The 14,895-nt window shown below is 43.2% G+C and carries 15 protein-coding genes and 4 pseudogenes; 12 read left to right on the top strand and 7 right to left on the bottom strand.

All coding sequences use genetic code 11. From position 1 onward, the window contains the following. The 6 genes from AB5170_RS06760 (at position 1) to AB5170_RS06735 (ending at position 6,093) form a co-directional block, all read left to right on the top strand. Positions 1 to 1,074 (top strand): branched-chain amino acid ABC transporter permease, encoded by a 1,074-nt coding sequence (locus tag AB5170_RS06760; protein ID WP_118578244.1) that lies wholly within the window; start codon positions 1 to 3, stop codon positions 1,072 to 1,074. A gap of 2 nt (positions 1,075 to 1,076) precedes the next feature. Then, positions 1,077 to 1,835, top strand: a complete 759-nt coding sequence (locus AB5170_RS06755; protein ID WP_148461141.1) for an ABC transporter ATP-binding protein — start codon at positions 1,077 to 1,079, stop codon at positions 1,833 to 1,835. 13 nt (positions 1,836 to 1,848) lie between these two features. Then, complete coding sequence (locus tag AB5170_RS06750; protein WP_118578210.1) at positions 1,849 to 2,559, top strand: ABC transporter ATP-binding protein; 711 nt, start codon at positions 1,849 to 1,851, stop codon at positions 2,557 to 2,559. 218 nt (positions 2,560 to 2,777) lie between these two features. Next, a complete protein-coding gene (locus AB5170_RS06745; protein WP_148461142.1) occupies positions 2,778 to 3,395 on the top strand; it encodes an AAA family ATPase in 618 nt (205 codons plus the stop codon). 275 nt (positions 3,396 to 3,670) lie between these two features. Beyond that, positions 3,671 to 4,483, top strand: a complete 813-nt coding sequence (locus tag AB5170_RS06740) for a polysaccharide deacetylase family protein (protein ID WP_226841004.1) — start codon at positions 3,671 to 3,673, stop codon at positions 4,481 to 4,483. A gap of 287 nt (positions 4,484 to 4,770) precedes the next feature. Beyond that, positions 4,771 to 6,093, top strand: coding sequence for a replication-associated recombination protein A (locus AB5170_RS06735; RefSeq protein WP_148461143.1), 1,323 nt, complete (start codon positions 4,771 to 4,773; stop codon positions 6,091 to 6,093). A 127-nt stretch (positions 6,094 to 6,220) separates the two neighbouring features. On the opposite strand, the gene AB5170_RS06730 is transcribed toward AB5170_RS06735, so the two are convergent. Both AB5170_RS06730 and AB5170_RS06725 read right to left on the bottom strand, forming a co-directional pair. Then, positions 6,221 to 6,733: a DUF4364 family protein gene (locus AB5170_RS06730; protein WP_148461144.1), complete on the bottom strand. Its 513-nt coding sequence runs from the start codon at positions 6,731 to 6,733 to the stop codon at positions 6,221 to 6,223. A 168-nt stretch (positions 6,734 to 6,901) separates the two neighbouring features. After that, positions 6,902 to 6,952: pseudogene (locus AB5170_RS06725) on the bottom strand (hypothetical protein); the annotation flags it as partial. On the opposite strand from AB5170_RS06725, the pseudogene AB5170_RS06720 reads away from it, so the two are divergent. Beyond that, positions 6,929 to 7,036 (top strand): annotated as a pseudogene (locus AB5170_RS06720) (DUF6783 domain-containing protein); the annotation flags it as partial. The pseudogenes AB5170_RS06725 and AB5170_RS06720 sit on opposite strands and share 24 nt — an antisense overlap. On the opposite strand, the gene AB5170_RS06715 reads toward AB5170_RS06720, so the two are convergent. Then, positions 7,009 to 7,941, bottom strand: a complete 933-nt coding sequence (locus tag AB5170_RS06715; RefSeq protein WP_180006308.1) for a TIGR01212 family radical SAM protein — start codon at positions 7,939 to 7,941, stop codon at positions 7,009 to 7,011. The pseudogene AB5170_RS06720 and the gene AB5170_RS06715 overlap by 28 nt on opposite strands. Next, positions 7,938 to 8,633: a YesL family protein gene (locus AB5170_RS06710; RefSeq protein WP_118578213.1), complete on the bottom strand. Its 696-nt coding sequence runs from the start codon at positions 8,631 to 8,633 to the stop codon at positions 7,938 to 7,940. Before AB5170_RS06710 ends, AB5170_RS06715 begins: the two co-directional genes overlap by 4 nt. Positions 8,634 to 8,860: 227 nt before the next feature. Here AB5170_RS06710 and AB5170_RS06705 point away from each other — a divergent pair, with 227 nt between their 5' ends. Next, complete coding sequence (locus AB5170_RS06705; RefSeq protein ID WP_118578214.1) at positions 8,861 to 9,187, top strand: YerC/YecD family TrpR-related protein; 327 nt, start codon at positions 8,861 to 8,863, stop codon at positions 9,185 to 9,187. Between the two features lie 92 nt (positions 9,188 to 9,279). Here AB5170_RS06705 and AB5170_RS06700 read toward each other — a convergent pair whose 3' ends face one another. Both AB5170_RS06700 and AB5170_RS06695 read right to left on the bottom strand, forming a co-directional pair. Then, the gene (locus AB5170_RS06700; protein WP_118578215.1) at positions 9,280 to 9,906 is read right to left on the bottom strand and encodes a DUF1836 domain-containing protein; all 627 of its coding nucleotides are present in this window, start codon (positions 9,904 to 9,906) and stop codon (positions 9,280 to 9,282) included. Between the two features lie 195 nt (positions 9,907 to 10,101). Further along, positions 10,102 to 10,182 carry a DUF6783 domain-containing protein gene (locus AB5170_RS06695; RefSeq protein ID WP_368361321.1) on the bottom strand — a complete coding sequence of 27 codons (81 nt, stop codon included), beginning with the start codon at positions 10,180 to 10,182 and terminating at the stop codon, positions 10,102 to 10,104. On the opposite strand from AB5170_RS06695, the pseudogene AB5170_RS06690 reads away from it, so the two are divergent. Beyond that, positions 10,147 to 10,224: pseudogene (locus tag AB5170_RS06690) on the top strand (DUF6783 domain-containing protein); the annotation flags it as partial. The gene AB5170_RS06695 and the pseudogene AB5170_RS06690 sit on opposite strands and share 36 nt — an antisense overlap. On the opposite strand, the pseudogene AB5170_RS06685 reads toward AB5170_RS06690, so the two are convergent. Then, positions 10,198 to 10,269, bottom strand: a pseudogene (locus AB5170_RS06685) (DUF6783 domain-containing protein); the annotation flags it as partial. The pseudogenes AB5170_RS06690 and AB5170_RS06685 sit on opposite strands and share 27 nt — an antisense overlap. A gap of 30 nt (positions 10,270 to 10,299) precedes the next feature. Here AB5170_RS06685 and pcrA point away from each other — a divergent pair. The 3 genes from pcrA (at position 10,300) to rlmD (ending at position 14,662) form a co-directional block, all read left to right on the top strand. Continuing rightward, complete coding sequence (gene pcrA / locus AB5170_RS06680; protein WP_215659252.1) at positions 10,300 to 12,531, top strand: DNA helicase PcrA; 2,232 nt, start codon at positions 10,300 to 10,302, stop codon at positions 12,529 to 12,531. A 115-nt stretch (positions 12,532 to 12,646) separates the two neighbouring features. Beyond that, a complete protein-coding gene (locus tag AB5170_RS06675) occupies positions 12,647 to 12,877 on the top strand; it encodes a hypothetical protein (protein ID WP_173716615.1) in 231 nt (76 codons plus the stop codon). Positions 12,878 to 13,291: 414 nt separating this feature from the next. Beyond that, a complete protein-coding gene (rlmD, locus tag AB5170_RS06670; protein ID WP_368365055.1) occupies positions 13,292 to 14,662 on the top strand; it encodes a 23S rRNA (uracil(1939)-C(5))-methyltransferase RlmD in 1,371 nt (456 codons plus the stop codon). Positions 14,663 to 14,895: the final 233 nt, after the last annotated feature.

Genomic DNA, 14,895 nt, shown 5'->3' with positions numbered 1-14,895 from the left:
ATGAAAAAAAATATGAACAAAACAACAAAAAACAATTTTATTACATATGGCATGGTAATCGCAATCTTCGTTGTGGTACAGATCCTTTCCTCCACAGGAAACCTGTCCAGACTGCTTACCGGCCTTCTGGTACCCATCTGTGTGTACATTATCGCATCTCTTTCCCTGAATCTGGTAGTCGGTTATTCCGGAGAGCTGAGTCTTGGACACGCAGGATTTATGTGCGTTGGAGCCTATTCCAGTGCTCTGTTTTCCCATGTTACCAGTGATGTGCTTCCGTCTGTTCCAAGATTGATTCTTGCATTGCTGGTAGGTGCTGCCGTGGCTGCTGTCTTCGGTGTACTAATCGGTATCCCGGTACTGAGACTTCGGGGAGACTATCTGGCAATCGTAACCCTGGCATTTGGTGAGATTATTAAGAACCTGATCAATATTCTGTATGTTGGTGTGGATGATAAAGGGCTTCACGTTGCAACAAGCGCAGCCAACCTGAAGCTGGATCCAGGCGGAAAACAGATCATCAAGGGTGCTCTCGGTGTTTCCGGTACTGCAACCTTATATAAAGATATTAAGGATTATTTCTTCCTGATCGGTGTGATTCTGGTTCTGGTCGTTCTGTTTATTATCCAGAATCTGGTAAACTCCAGAAGCGGACGTGCCATTACATCTACCCGTGATAACCGTATTGCAGCTGAGTCCATCGGTATCAACGTAACAAAGAATAAGCTGCTTGCATTTACTATTTCCGCTGCAATTGCCGGTGTAGCAGGTGTACTTTATGCCCACAACCTTTCCATGCTGAAGGTTTCTATTTTTGACTACAACATGTCCATCACCATTCTGGTATATGTAATTCTTGGTGGTATGGGAAATCTTCGCGGAAGTATTCTGGCAACGATTGTGCTTTATGCACTTCCCGAGCTGCTTCGTGGATTCTCCACCTACCGTATGCTGATTTATGCAATCGTAATGATCACAATGATGCTTTTCAACTGGGCTCCTGCAGCTAGAGATTTCAGAAGCCGTATTATTGAAAAAATCAAAGGTCACGTGAAAGAAAAGGAGGCAGCTTAATTATGGCAATGTTAGAGGTAAATAATCTTTCCATACAGTTTGGCGGCCTTCATGCTGTAGATAATTTTCAGCTGAAAATCGAAAAAGGCGAGCTTTACGGCCTGATCGGACCAAACGGTGCCGGAAAAACAACCGTATTCAATCTTCTTACAGGTGTTTATAAGCCAACAGAGGGAATTATCAAGCTGGATGGGCAGGATATCACCGGAAAAAGTATTATCGATATTAATAAAGCTGGAATTGCACGAACATTCCAGAATATTCGACTTTTTAAAGATATGACCGTACTGGACAATGTAAAGGCTGGTCTGCATAATCATTATAAATATTCTACTTTAACCGGAATCTTAAGACTTCCCAAATATTTTAAAGTAGAAAAAGAGATGAACGAGCGCGCTATGGAGATCTTGAAGGTGTTTAATCTGGATCAGGAGGCTGGTCTTCTTGCGGGAAACCTTCCTTATGGTAAACAGCGTAAGCTGGAAATTGCCAGAGCGCTTGCCACAGATCCCAAGCTTCTCCTTCTGGATGAGCCGGCTGCCGGTATGAACCCCAATGAGACTCAGGAGCTGATGGATACCATTCGGTTTGTAAGAGATCATTTTAATATGACGATCCTTCTGATTGAGCACGATATGAAGCTGGTTGGCGGTATCTGTGAGGAACTGACTGTATTAAACTTCGGACAGGTTCTTTGTCAGGGTGAGACAGCAAAGGTTCTGAAAGATCCTGCTGTTGTTACTGCATATCTGGGCGAATAAGGAGGAAAAAGAAATGGCAATGTTGGAAGTAAAAGATTTACACGTATATTATGGTGTAATCCAGGCATTAAAAGGAATCTCCTTTGAGGTAAACCAGGGCGAGGTCATTGCTTTGATCGGTGCCAATGGTGCAGGAAAAACCACTACACTGCAGACACTTACAGGTCTTCTTTCAGCAAAAGAAGGTTCCGTTGTTTTTGAAGGAAAAGATATTACCAGGGTTCCGGCCCATAAGATTGTTGAAATGGGAATTGCACATGTTCCGGAGGGACGTCGTGTTTTTTCAGATTTAAGTGTATATGAGAACCTGATCATGGGTGCTTATACGAGAAAAGATAAAGCTGAGATCCAGGAAAGCCTTGCAGGAGTCTATAAAAGGTTTCCGCGACTGGAAGAGCGTAAAGGACAGCGTGCCGGCACACTTTCTGGTGGTGAGCAGCAGATGCTTGCCATGGGGCGTGCCCTTATGAGTAAACCCAGACTGATCGTAATGGATGAGCCATCCATGGGACTTTCCCCAATCTTTGTAAATGAGATCTTCGATATTATCCGTGTGGTAAGTGAAAGTGGTACCACGGTACTTCTTGTAGAGCAGAATGCGAAGAAAGCCCTCTCTATCGCAGATCGTGCATACGTTCTTGAGACTGGTAAGATCACAATGAGTGGAAATGCAAGCGACCTGCTGAACGATGAAGCGGTACAGAAGGCTTACCTGGGTGAATAAAATTTGTAGATCTGACAGCTGATAGGCGACATGTCCGTTTTGTGAACAAAGTTCACAGAACTTTCGGGAATCTGGTGCATCACGAAGCGGTTACTGGACAGGTCGTGAACAGTAAGGTCTTTGGGAAAATAATCTGGTCAGGTGATTTTTATTGTTGTCGGAAAGAATGGAAAAAACAACGCTTCAGGAAGCTGGCCAGTGTAATAAGGAGGAGAGAAATGGACAATTTCGTAATTACAATTGCAAGACAGTACGGAAGCGGTGGACGTACCGTTGGTGAAATGCTTGCGAAGAAATTAGGGATTGGATATTACGACAAGGATATTATCCGCATGGCATCTGAGGACAGCGGAATTCACGAAACTCTTTTTGGAAGAGTAGATGAGTATTCCAGCGCAAAAAAACCGCTTTTCGGGAAGAATGGAATTTACAGCGGTGAGCTGATCTCGCCTCAGAGTAAGGACTTCACCTCTGATGAGAACCTGTTTAATTATCAGGCAAAGATCATCCGTGAACTGGCAGGGAAGGAGTCCTGCGTGATCATCGGAAGATGCTCCAACTATATTTTGAAGGATTATCCAAATGTGCTTCGTGTATTTATTCACGCTGATTGGAATTTCCGAATGGAAAAGGCTGCTGAGAAGCTGAGCATGAGCCAGAAAGAGATCGAAAAATTCCTTCAGAAGGATGACAAACGTAAGGATGAGTATTACCGCAGATTCACAGGTGAGGAATGGAAGGATGCCACTCAGTATGACCTGTGTCTGGATAGCAGCAAGCTTGGATATGAGAAATGCATCGAAGAAATTGAAAATCAGCTGAAGCTGCTGAAATAATAACAGGCTGTGTCACATAGCAGCATATGATGTGAAAACAAAAGGAAGAGCACTGGTGATTTTGAAAGAGATTGCCAGTGCTTTTTAATGTAACAGGAAATTCCGTTTGGATTTCCTGTTACATTAAAAGCCCTACCGGGCAGGATCGCACTGCGGCGGAAAGGTAGTTGTCGCTCGAGGCGACCCGCCGCAGGCGGAGAATCCTGCAAGCAGGATTCTTTTTTACATTTCATAAACATATATTATCAGGAAAGACAGATGTCAGGCGGCGGGATATGAAGGAAAAAAGACATCTGGTGATGTGGGTAGAATTTATCGCGTTGGCGGTGCTGCTGGCAAGGCTGGAAACTGTGAGAATCCGGGAGAATGCAAAAGAAGTGCAGGAATATGCCTGTGCCGGGCGGGAACAGGAAGGTGCGCAGAAGGGGTACGGAAAAAGAGAGGAAAAAACTGTCAGTGACAAAGTGATAGGGGCTAGGAATAGAAGGTCAGAAAAGAAGCTGGAAGATACTTTGGAAAAGAATGTGACGGAAAAGAAAAAAGCAGCTCTGACTTTTGATGACGGTCCTAACAGTAAATATACGCCGCTGCTTCTGAAAGGGCTGAAGGAGAGAGGGGTCCATGCTACTTTTTTTCTCATGGGGAAGAATATTGAGGGAAAAGAGGCCTTGGTGAAGCAAATACAGGAGGAAGGTCATCTGATCGGGAATCATACATATAATCATGTACAGCTGGATAAGATTTCAAAGGAGGCAGCAAAAGAAGAAATTGAGACAACCAACCAGAAAATCTTTGAAATCACAGGTGTGTACCCGGCATGGTTAAGACCGCCATATGGGGAGTGGCGAAAAAATCTGGATTTTTATGTGGAGATGTTTCCTGTACTCTGGGATGTGGATACTTTGGACTGGAAGAGTAAAAATGTAGATTCGATTATGAAAATTGTGCGGTCGGAAGTGTCAGACGGGGCAGTGATCCTGATGCATGATGCTTACCAAAGCTCAGTAGATGCAGCGCTTCAGATTGTGGATCTTCTGATGGCAGAAGAATATGAATTCGTGACTGTAGAGGAGCTGATATTGCCGTAAAAGATCGTTAAAGATGTTCATTGGTAATGTGTTACTGTTCACTCCGTTCACAATAACGCGCTTCGCGATGCACAGAAATCATGCATTCGCATGATTTCGCGCCGCAATTCTCGGATTTTCTGTGAACTTTGTTCACAAAAAACGCCTCGCGGAACGTTACCAGTGAACAGTAATGTAATGTTCCGCGAACAGTTAAAAAATAGCTTTATAAACTTGCCTAAATGAGAAATATAGATTATAATTAGAACAAATGTACGGAAAATTACTTTTGAATTGGAGAGAAATACATGGATTTATTTGAATATGCGAAATCCAGGACAATGGAGAATGAATCCCCACTTGCCTCACGTCTTCGCCCTACGAAACTGGAGGAAGTAGTGGGACAGCAGCACATTGTGGGAAAAGATAAATTACTTTACAGAGCCATCAAGGCAGATAAGCTGACTTCCGTTATTTTTTACGGTCCTCCAGGAACCGGAAAGACCACTCTGGCTAAAGTCATTGCCAATACTACTAGCGCAGACTTTACCCAGATCAATGCCACCGTAGCAGGCAAGAAAGATATGGAAGAAGTGGTAAAACAGGCTCAGAATGCCCTTGGAATGTATGGGCGAAAGACGATTTTGTTTATTGATGAGATTCATCGCTTTAATAAAGGACAGCAGGATTATCTTTTGCCTTTTGTGGAGGACGGAACCATTATCCTTATTGGGGCCACCACAGAGAATCCCTATTTTGAGGTAAACGGTGCTCTCCTTTCACGTTCTATTGTGTTTGAGTTGAAGGCACTGGAGATTCCGGAGATTAAAGAACTGCTCCTGCGGGCAGTGAACGATAAGGAAAAGGGCATGGGAAGCTATAATGCGGTTCTGGATGAAGATGCCCTGGAGTTTCTGGCAGATATGGCAGGAGGAGATGCCAGAAGCGCTCTGAATGCCATAGAGCTTGGCATTCTTACTACGCCAAGAGCTTCAGACGGCAAGATTCATATTACTCTGGATGTGGCTTCTGAGTGTATCCAGAAGCGTGTGGTGCGCTATGATAAGGATGGAGATAACCATTATGATATTATTTCTGCATTTATCAAGAGTATGCGCGGCTCCGATCCGGATGCTGCAGTTTATTATCTGGCGAAGATGCTGTATGCAGGTGAAGATGTGAAATTTATTGCAAGACGTATGATGATCCTTGCTTCTGAAGATATTGGAAATGCAGATCCCCAGGCCCTGGTAGTGGCAACCGCAGCAGCCCAGGCAGTTGAGCGGGTGGGAATGCCGGAATCCCAGATCATTCTTTCCCAGGCTGCCGCATATATGGCATGTGCACCTAAGAGTAATGCAGCGGTGAATGCTATTTTTGCAGCAATGGACAGTGTGAAGCGTACCAGGACGACTGTTCCGGCTCATCTTCAGGATGCCCATTATGGAGGGCATGAGAAGCTGGGACATGGAATCGGCTATAAGTATGCCCACGATTATCCAAATCATTATGTAAAGCAGCAGTATCTGCCAGATGAGATCCAGGGAGAGAAATTCTATGAGCTGTCAGATATGGGATATGAGAAGAAACTGAAGGAACACATGAAGTTTATAAAAGAGCATGCAGATTGAAGGAATGATTTTTCAAACACGCGTTGGAATAAATATTGAGTAGTTATCAGCAAGTGCTATTTTGCCAAGCATGCAGCTGTGAAGGTACTGAATAATTACAAAATCTGAAATAAAAAGTGGAGGAGCTTTATAAAAGCCCCTCCATTATTTTTGCATAAATTTCTTCATATTTCTTGGGCCACTGCCTGCACATGGCCTTTGCAGCGGAAAGAGATGGCGCTGCAAGAGAAAGATCGATCACAGAAGCACCCTTCTGCAAAAGCTGAAGGTGAACCACATATTCTCCCTGATTATTAATGTAATAATCGGCTTGAGCTTTCACCTGATTCTTTGTGGAGGCACCTCTGGCTGCAAGGTACTGGAGCACTTCAGTACGGATGTCCTGGGAAATATCATTCTCGAAATAGGTGAGCGTGTTTTTTCCATCTTCAGTAAGATAATAGTAGGAAGTATTGGAAATGGTACGCTTCTCAATCAGCTCTGTTTCCTCAAGCTCGGAAAGGGCCTGTTGCAAATGGAAATAATTTGTGTACTCGTGGTCCAGAATAAATTCTGAAATTTCTGAATTAGTGATGGGGGACGAAGAATTCCGAAGCATATATAGGATGATCAGTTTGTAAACAGTAAATGGTGTAGCCATTTTCCAGCCTCCCTTCTGGTGAAATATTGCATAAGTTCTAAATTCGAGTGTGTTTGAAAAAGCTTTCTGCAAGATGTGTATTACACTTTGCGGGAGATTGCGGGAATAATATTTCAAACAGACTCTGGAGCGTGTTTGAAAAATCATTCCCGCAATCTGCACGCCCCACTTTGCGGGAGATTTTGCCCTCTTTCAGTCGGCGTAGCCCGCTACGCCTCCCTCAATCGGACAAAATCTCCCACAAATTGTGACGCACATCTTGCAGAAAGCCTTTTTCAAACACGCTCTAATGCTTTGCCCTGAAAACTCTGACGCTCTTTCAAACGGTGGTGGAGCAGATTCAGCACTTCTCTTTTTCTGCTGGCCCATAGAGGGGCGATCAGCAGATCTTTCGGCCCATCGCCGGTAACCCGGTGGATCACAATGGATGGATCCAGATGTTCCAGGCAGTCTGCTACAAGGTCAATATATTCGGTGCGTTCCAGCACTTTAAATTTCCCGGCAAGATAATCATATGCAAGGTCAGTGCCTTTCAGAACGTGGAGCAGCTGAAGCTTGATTCCCTGAATATCCCGGGCATTTAAATAATCCATAGTAGCCAGCATATCTTCCCTGGATTCGCCGGGAAGCCCGAGAATGGTATGAACTACTACTTCCAGACCAGCTGTACGGAGTCTCTTAAGGGAGTCTTCAAAGCAGGATAGATGGTAACCTCGCCTGATATAAGCTGCGGTAGATTCATGAATGGTTTGAAGTCCCAGTTCTACCCAGACTGGTTTAACCATGTTTAGCCGGGAAAGAAGTTCTACTACATCGTCCTCCAGGCAATCCGGCCTTGTACCAATAGAAAGTGCCACAATCCCCGGATGGGAAATAGCTTCCTGAAAAATTTTTTCCAGATAAGGCACAGGAGCATAAGTATTGGTGTAAGCCTGAAAATAGGCGATGTATTTGTGAATAGGTCTTTTGGCAGAAAGCATGGCAATCTGACTGTCTATCTGTTCATGGATAGAGAGGGCTGCACTGGCGGCAAAATCACCGCTGCCACCTTCGCTGCAGAAGATGCAGCCGCCGTGTCCTATTGTACCATCGCGGTTGGGACAGCTCATGCCGCCGTTTAAGGTGACTTTATAAACCTTTTCCCCGAAGCGCTCCTTTAGCATATAGTCAAGGGAGTGATAGGGCTTTCCATTCCAGCTGGTGATCATAAATTCTTATTGTCGGAATCAAGACTGTGGTCTACTACACTGTCAGGATTCGGCTCAGAGGTTTCTTCCGGAATATATTTGTCAAAAATTTTCACAAAGAAATGGGAATTGATGTATGCAATTCCGGAAAATCCAATGAGCACCAGCAGCAGGATGACCATGGACTGTACCTGGGCACTTGGAATAAAAAATACAAGAACCGGGGCAGCAGTGACAAGGATCATAAGTGCTGTATATGGAAGATGGCGGATGGACATCAAAAATGCGTTGGTAAAAGTATTCTTGATGGTATTGTAAAATTTCGCAAGAACCGGGTAGATGTACAGGAAGATCATCAGGTAAACGACCAGGATCATCATAAATAATACCATAAGAACCTTACCGATGGTGCCAGGTGTGCTGCGGCAGATGCTAATGTCAAAGTACAGCAAAAGGGCAGCCGCAAGCATGATCAGATTGATCACAATACCCTGTTTCAGATTCTGTTTAAAGGATTTAAAAAATCCGCGGACGATATAAGACTCTTCATTACGAACCATTTTCAAAGTGACGTAGAACATGGCGGCAATGGAAGGTCCAATGGTCACCACCGGAATGCAGCAGACAATGCAAAGCAGATTCAGAATGATAAGATCTGCCACCCTGCTCATGAAGGTGAAAAATTTGTTATCCATGTTGAAAAAACGATCCATTCAAAAATTCCTCTTTTCTATTTTGTATATAGCATTAATGAGCTTATCACATAGTATAACGAATCTGTGAAAAAAAAGCAATTTGAAAATAAAAAAGAACATAAAAACTATATAATCTTCACAAAAATATTTATAGAAAGTCCTTGCTTATCACACGTCAGAGTGTTAAAATAGTAATTATTGAAAAGAGAATAATAAACATTAAATATAGAAAAAGGAGTAGCGAAATGAGTAAAAATATCAGAACTGAGGCAGTTGACCATCTTTTTGAGGCCATACTTTGTCTGAAGGATAAGGAAGAGTGCTACACTTTCTTTGAGGATGTGTGTACCATTAACGAACTTCTTTCTTTATCTCAGAGATTTGAAGTGGCCAAAATGCTGATGGATAAGAGAACTTACCTTGACATTTCTGAGAAGACCGGTGCTTCCACAGCCACGATCAGCCGTGTAAACCGTTCTCTGAATTATGGCAATGACGGTTATGATATGGTATTTAAAAGAATGGAAGAGAAAAAAGAGCAGAACCGTTCTCTGGATCAGAAGGACGAATAAGCGTCAGAGGATCTGAATCCGAAATAGAATAAAATATACGAAAGAAAACCCGCGAAATTGTGCTATGAGATAATTTCGCGGGTTTTGTACTGTTATTTGTCTTTATTCTTCTTATGTTTGTCCCTGGGCTCAGATGGGGAAATGTCATCGATCATTTTCTCAATGATCATCTTCTTAATGTAGACATCAAAGCTCATGAGACAGATAAAACTGAATCGCTTCAGAAATTCCTGATCTTCCTCATCTGCATCCTGGAAAGTGGCGCTGGAGAAACGGTAATCCTTCAGAAGATTCTTGATCAACTGGTCAATCTTGCGGTTCTCCATTCCAAAAACTTCATTATATACATAGGTCATGTCCTTGCCTGGCTCACCTTTAAAGTATTTCGCTGTGATGGGACCGAGAAGCTTCTGGATGTCTGTGATGGACAGAATATTCTTAAAATAATAAATGAAGATCAGCATGAGCAGATGATCTTTGGAATAGCGCTTCTTCTCAGGTGAAGGGAGCAGGTTATTCTTGGCGTAGTTATTGATCATGGTCTTTGTCAGGATCTTGTCATCATCGTGACGCTTTGTGGACGCAAGCTGATCCTCCATAAACGTGGTGACCTGATCCATGTACAGGTCGATGTTTGGAAGATCTTCTGGTTTTATATAATCCATTCCGGAAATGTGCTCCAGAATGCTCTTTAATATGGATTTATCATCAGCTGTCATTTTTATCACCTCTGCTCCTTATTATATAGTTTTTAAAACTACTTGTAAACTGTTTTTTTCAGATCTTGCGAAAAACAGAAAAAAACCAGAACTTTGTTTACAAAAAACACCTCGCGGAATGTTACTGGTAAACAGTAAAAACCCGAATCTATGTTTGGATTTTCTGCACGTTCGGGGTTGTGGGAGATAAGGATTTCATGTATAATGAGATTTAACTATTTGAAAAATCATTCCCGCAATCTGCATGCCCCATTTGACGGTATATTTCGTCCGAATTCAGTTGTCGCAGTCCGCTGTGACGCCCTCATCAGGGCGGAAGCTCCTACAAATTGTGGCGCACATCCTGCAGAAAGCTTTTTTCAAACATGCTTTAGCGAAAAAAGGAGAACATAAATGAGCATATATGATACATTAAATCCCCCTCAGCGCGAGGCGGTAGCACAGACAGAGGGACCAGTCCTGATCCTGGCGGGAGCTGGTTCCGGCAAGACAAGAGTGCTGACACACAGGATTGCCTATATGATGGATGAGAAGGGAGTAAATCCGTGGAACATTCTGGCTATTACTTTTACCAATAAGGCTGCTCAGGAGATGAGAGAGCGTGTGGATAAGCTGGTGGGCTTTGGTTCTGAGAGTATCTGGGTGTCTACTTTCCACTCAGCCTGCGTAAGAATCCTTCGGAGACATATTGATAATCTGGGATATGACACGAATTTTACAATCTATGATACAGATGACCAGAAGTCTCTTATGAAAGATGTGTGCAGGAAGATGAACATTGACACCAAGATTTATAAAGAGCGTTCCCTTCTTGCCCAGATTTCCCATGCCAAGGACGAGCTGCTTACACCAGATGATATGGAGATGAAAGCTGCCGGAGATTACAATATGAAGAAAGTGGCTTCTGTTTACCGTGAATACCAGGCTGCTCTTCGCAAGAATAATGCACTGGACTTTGATGATCTGATCGTAAAGACGGTGGAGCTTTTTGAAAAATGCGGTGCAGTTCTGGAGTACTATCAGGAGCGGTTTAAATACATTATGGTGGATGAGTATCAGGATACCAATACTGCACAGTTTAAGTTTATCAGTCTTCTGGCCCAGCGGTATCAGAACCTTTGTGTGGTAGGTGATGATGACCAGTCCATTTATAAATTCCGTGGGGCTAATATTGGAAATATTCTTGGATTTGAGCATGTTTTTCCAGATGCCCGGGTAATCCGTCTGGAGCAGAACTACCGCTCTACCAGGAATATCCTGAATGCAGCGAACCAGGTGATCGCGAATAATACTGAGCGTAAGGCAAAAACCCTGTGGACAGAGAACGAAGAAGGCAGCAAGGTGCATTTTCGCCAGTTTTTGAATGCCTATGAGGAGGCAGAGTATGTGGCAGGAGAAATCGGTAAGTTAAAAAGAAATGGTCTTGGGAACTACCGTGATTGTGCCATTCTTTATCGTACCAATGCCCAGTCCCGTATTTTTGAGGAGAAATTTATTGCAGCCAATATTCCATATAAACTGGTAGGAGGCGTTAACTTCTATGCGCGTAAGGAAATCAAGGATCTTCTCTGTTATCTGAAAACGATTAATAATGCCAGAGATGATCTTGCTGTGCAGCGAATCATCAATGTGCCGAAGCGTGGAATCGGTGCAACGACACTTGGACGTGTTCAGGATTATGCGGACAATATGGGAATCAGTCTGTATGAGGCATTGCGCGTGGCTGAAGAGGTTCCTTCTATTGGAAGAAGCTTGTCAAAGATCGATGGCTTTGTAACTTTTATACAGATGCTGAAGAGCAAGGCAGATGTGCTGACTGTGGAGGAAATCCTGCAGGAGGTAATTGATTCCACAGGTTATGTGGCAGAGCTGGAAGCTGAGGATACAGAAGAATCGAGAGCAAGAATTGAGAATATTGATGAGTTGATTTCCAAGACTGTGGCTTATCAGGAGGCTATGGAGGAGCAGAATCAGCCGGCTACGCTTTCTGGCTTTCTGGAAGAGGTGGCTCTGGTAGCAGATATTGATACTGTAGATCCGGATCAGGATTATGTGCTCCTTATGACTTTACATAGTGCCAAGGGTCTGGAGTTTCCGAAGGTGTTTATGGTAGGAATGGAAGACGGCATTTTCCCTAGTCATATGACCATCAGCTATGGCGATGACGGGGAGATGGAAGAAGAGAGAAGACTTTGTTACGTGGGAATTACCCGTGCAATGAAAGACCTTACTTTGACTTGCGCCCAGCAGAGGATGATCCGTGGAGAGACTCAGTATAACAGGGTTTCCAGGTTTGTGAGAGAGATTCCAAGAGAACTGGTAGATCTGGGACACACTATTCAGGAGAAGAAGCCGAAAGTGGAGGAACTAATCCCAACACCGGCGAAATACTCCAAGATGAAAGAAATTCTCCAGGGCAGAAATTACAAGCCAAGAGAATTTAAAGTAACAAAAGCCAATTCGCTGGATTATGAGGTGGGAGATACGGTTCGCCATATTAAATTTGGCGTTGGAATTGTGAAAGAAATCGTGGAAGGCGGTCGTGATTATGAGGTTACAGTGGAGTTTGATAAGGTTGGTGTGAAGAAGATGTTCGCAAGCTTTGCCAAGCTGAAGAAAATTTGATTGGAAATTGGGTTTGGAAAAATTTAAAATTAATATATTAACTATGGTAAAATAATTGCAAAAGTGGTATAATAAATAAACCTAATGAGTACTTTGAAAGAGAGGATGGTATCACATGAACATTAAAATGGATAAGCTCGAGGAATTATTATCATTACTTAAGAAAAAAGAAGATGAGAAGCAGAAGAATACAGTCCTCTGGGTACTGGCTATCATTGGCGCTGTAGCTGCTGTTGCAGGAATTGCATTTGCAGTATATCGCTTCTTCGCACCGGATTATCTTGAAGACTTCGAGGAAGACTTTGATGATGATTATGACGATTATTTCGAGGATGAGGAGAAATAAGTAAGGCGTTTAGCGGATATCCACGGTCGTCCACAATTTTTGGAATACAAATCTGGTTTGGATGTGGATAATTTCGGGGATTTTTTATAAGTGAGTGCATATTAAATGAAAAGGTATACGGGCATATAGCAGTTATGCTCCCCCGTATACCTTATTTTTGATTTAAGGTAACTGTTCAGTATCTTCACAGTAACACGCTTCGCGATGCACAGAAAGACGAACCTTCTTATGACAAGCACAAGAAGTAGCGTTTGCTGTGCAAACTTAATTCTCGGGTTTTCTGTGAACTTTGTTCACAAAAAAACACCTCGCGGAACGTTACCAGTGAAAAGTAATCTATTGGCGACAGCATTATATATAAAAGACAGCTGCGGAATAGTTACGATCTATATATAATTATTTTATGGAGGATTTATGAAAAAAGGAGAGATTTACGAAGGAATTATCGAGAAAGTTGATTTCCCCAACAAGGGATATGTGAACATAGATGGAGAAAAAGTAATTGTAAAAAATGGAATTCCAGGTCAGAAGGTTCGCTTTATGATCAATAAGAAGCGCTCGGGTAGGGCAGAAGGCAGACTTTTGGAGGTTCTGGAGAAATCTCCCCTTGAGGTAAGAGAGCATGTATGTAAGAATTTTCCAGCATGTGGTGGCTGCATGTACCAGACAATGTCCTACGAAGAACAGTTAAAAATGAAGGAAACTCAGGTGAAAGGACTTCTCCAGGAGGCAGTAGGTATTGGTACAGACCTTCACTGGGAAGGAATCCACGGAAGTCCTATTGAATTTGGTTACCGTAATAAGATGGAATTTTCCTTTGGAGATGAATATAAAGATGGTCCTCTTTCTCTTGGTTTGCACAAGAAAGGCAGCACTTACGACGTACTGACAGCGTCTGACTGCAAGCTGGTGCATCCGGATATGACGGCAATCCTTTCCCGTGTGCTGGATTTTTTTACAGAGCTTGGGGCTGTGCATTATAAGAAAATGCAGCATACTGGTTATCTGCGCCACTTGCTTCTGCGCCGCGGTGTGACCTCTGGTGAAATTCTGGTACATGTGATCACCACAAGCCAGGCAGAGTACGACTATGCGCCGCTGGTATCAAGGCTTCTGGCTCTTCCGCTGGAAGGAAAAATCGTGGGAATTATGCACATTATCAATGATTCTCTGTCTGATGTGGTGCAGAGCGATGAAACCAGATTACTTTATGGACAGGATTACTTCTATGAAACGTTGCTGGGTCTGCGGTTTAAGATTAGTACATTTTCCTTCTTCCAGCCAAACTCACTGGCAGCCGAAGTATTGTACTCCATTGTGCGTGATTACATTGGTGACACCAAGGATAAAGAAGTATTTGACCTCTACAGCGGTACTGGAACTATTGCCCAGCTTCTTGCTTCTGTTGCGAAAGAGGTTATCGGCGTGGAAATTGTTGAGGAAGCTGTGGAAGCTGCAAAAGTAAATGCCGCCTTAAATGGTCTCACCAATTGCCGTTTCATCGCAGGTGACGTCCTGAAAGTCCTAGACAATCTTACTGAAAAACCAGATATGATCATTCTGGATCCCCCTCGCGATGGAATCCACCCCAAAGCGCTGCCGAAGATCCTGGCATATGGAGTAGAGAACATCGTCTATATCTCCTGCAAACCAACAAGTCTTGCAAGAGATTTACCAGCATTTCTGGCAGCTGGTTATGAGGTTCAGCGCAGCTGCAGCGTGGATCAGTTTTGCGAGACGGTGCATGTCGAGACGGTAGTCTTGATGTCAAGGAAAGATAAATAAGTGCCAGAAAGCGGCGTATTTCCGGGCTTTTTCGGAAGTTAGGAATAGAAGCCTAACTCTTGAAAAAGCTCGGTTGTTTTATATGGAAACATATCTACCGCGAAATCTGTGTCAGGTTGTAACATCGGATTAGATGTCACAATTTGAGACAGTGGATTAGATGTCAGGCATTTGGGGATGATTTTGGGAAAATGAAAACGGATGACAACCAATCCGGCAATTCGACCATTTGG

It is taken from the genome of Ruminococcus sp. RTP21484sp1_RTP21281st1_A8_RTP21281_210402, assembly GCF_040914025.1.
GTDB classification, from domain to species: Bacteria; Bacillota; Clostridia; order Lachnospirales; family Lachnospiraceae; genus Blautia_A; species Blautia_A faecis.
This window is presented reverse-complemented; position numbering and strand designations above follow the sequence as displayed.

Excerpts from the sequence above, each read along its gene's own strand:
- AB5170_RS06750 (WP_118578210.1), top strand. The coding sequence starts at position 1,849 with ATGGCAATGTTGGAAGTAAAAGATTTACACGTATATTATGGTGTAATC.
- AB5170_RS06735 (WP_148461143.1), top strand. The coding sequence starts at position 4,771 with ATGGATTTATTTGAATATGCGAAATCCAGGACAATGGAGAATGAATCC.
- AB5170_RS06730 (WP_148461144.1), bottom strand. The coding sequence starts at position 6,733 with ATGGCTACACCATTTACTGTTTACAAACTGATCATCCTATATATGCTT.
- AB5170_RS06755 (WP_148461141.1), top strand. The coding sequence starts at position 1,077 with ATGGCAATGTTAGAGGTAAATAATCTTTCCATACAGTTTGGCGGCCTT.
- AB5170_RS06700 (WP_118578215.1), bottom strand. The coding sequence starts at position 9,906 with ATGACAGCTGATGATAAATCCATATTAAAGAGCATTCTGGAGCACATT.
- rlmD (WP_368365055.1), top strand. The coding sequence starts at position 13,292 with ATGAAAAAAGGAGAGATTTACGAAGGAATTATCGAGAAAGTTGATTTC.
- pcrA (WP_215659252.1), top strand. The coding sequence starts at position 10,300 with ATGAGCATATATGATACATTAAATCCCCCTCAGCGCGAGGCGGTAGCA.
- AB5170_RS06740 (WP_226841004.1), top strand. The coding sequence starts at position 3,671 with ATGAAGGAAAAAAGACATCTGGTGATGTGGGTAGAATTTATCGCGTTG.
- AB5170_RS06675 (WP_173716615.1), top strand. The coding sequence starts at position 12,647 with ATGAACATTAAAATGGATAAGCTCGAGGAATTATTATCATTACTTAAG.
- AB5170_RS06715 (WP_180006308.1), bottom strand. The coding sequence starts at position 7,941 with ATGATCACCAGCTGGAATGGAAAGCCCTATCACTCCCTTGACTATATG.
- AB5170_RS06760 (WP_118578244.1), top strand. The coding sequence starts at position 1 with ATGAAAAAAAATATGAACAAAACAACAAAAAACAATTTTATTACATAT.
- AB5170_RS06710 (WP_118578213.1), bottom strand. The coding sequence starts at position 8,633 with ATGGATCGTTTTTTCAACATGGATAACAAATTTTTCACCTTCATGAGC.
- AB5170_RS06705 (WP_118578214.1), top strand. The coding sequence starts at position 8,861 with ATGAGTAAAAATATCAGAACTGAGGCAGTTGACCATCTTTTTGAGGCC.
- AB5170_RS06745 (WP_148461142.1), top strand. The coding sequence starts at position 2,778 with ATGGACAATTTCGTAATTACAATTGCAAGACAGTACGGAAGCGGTGGA.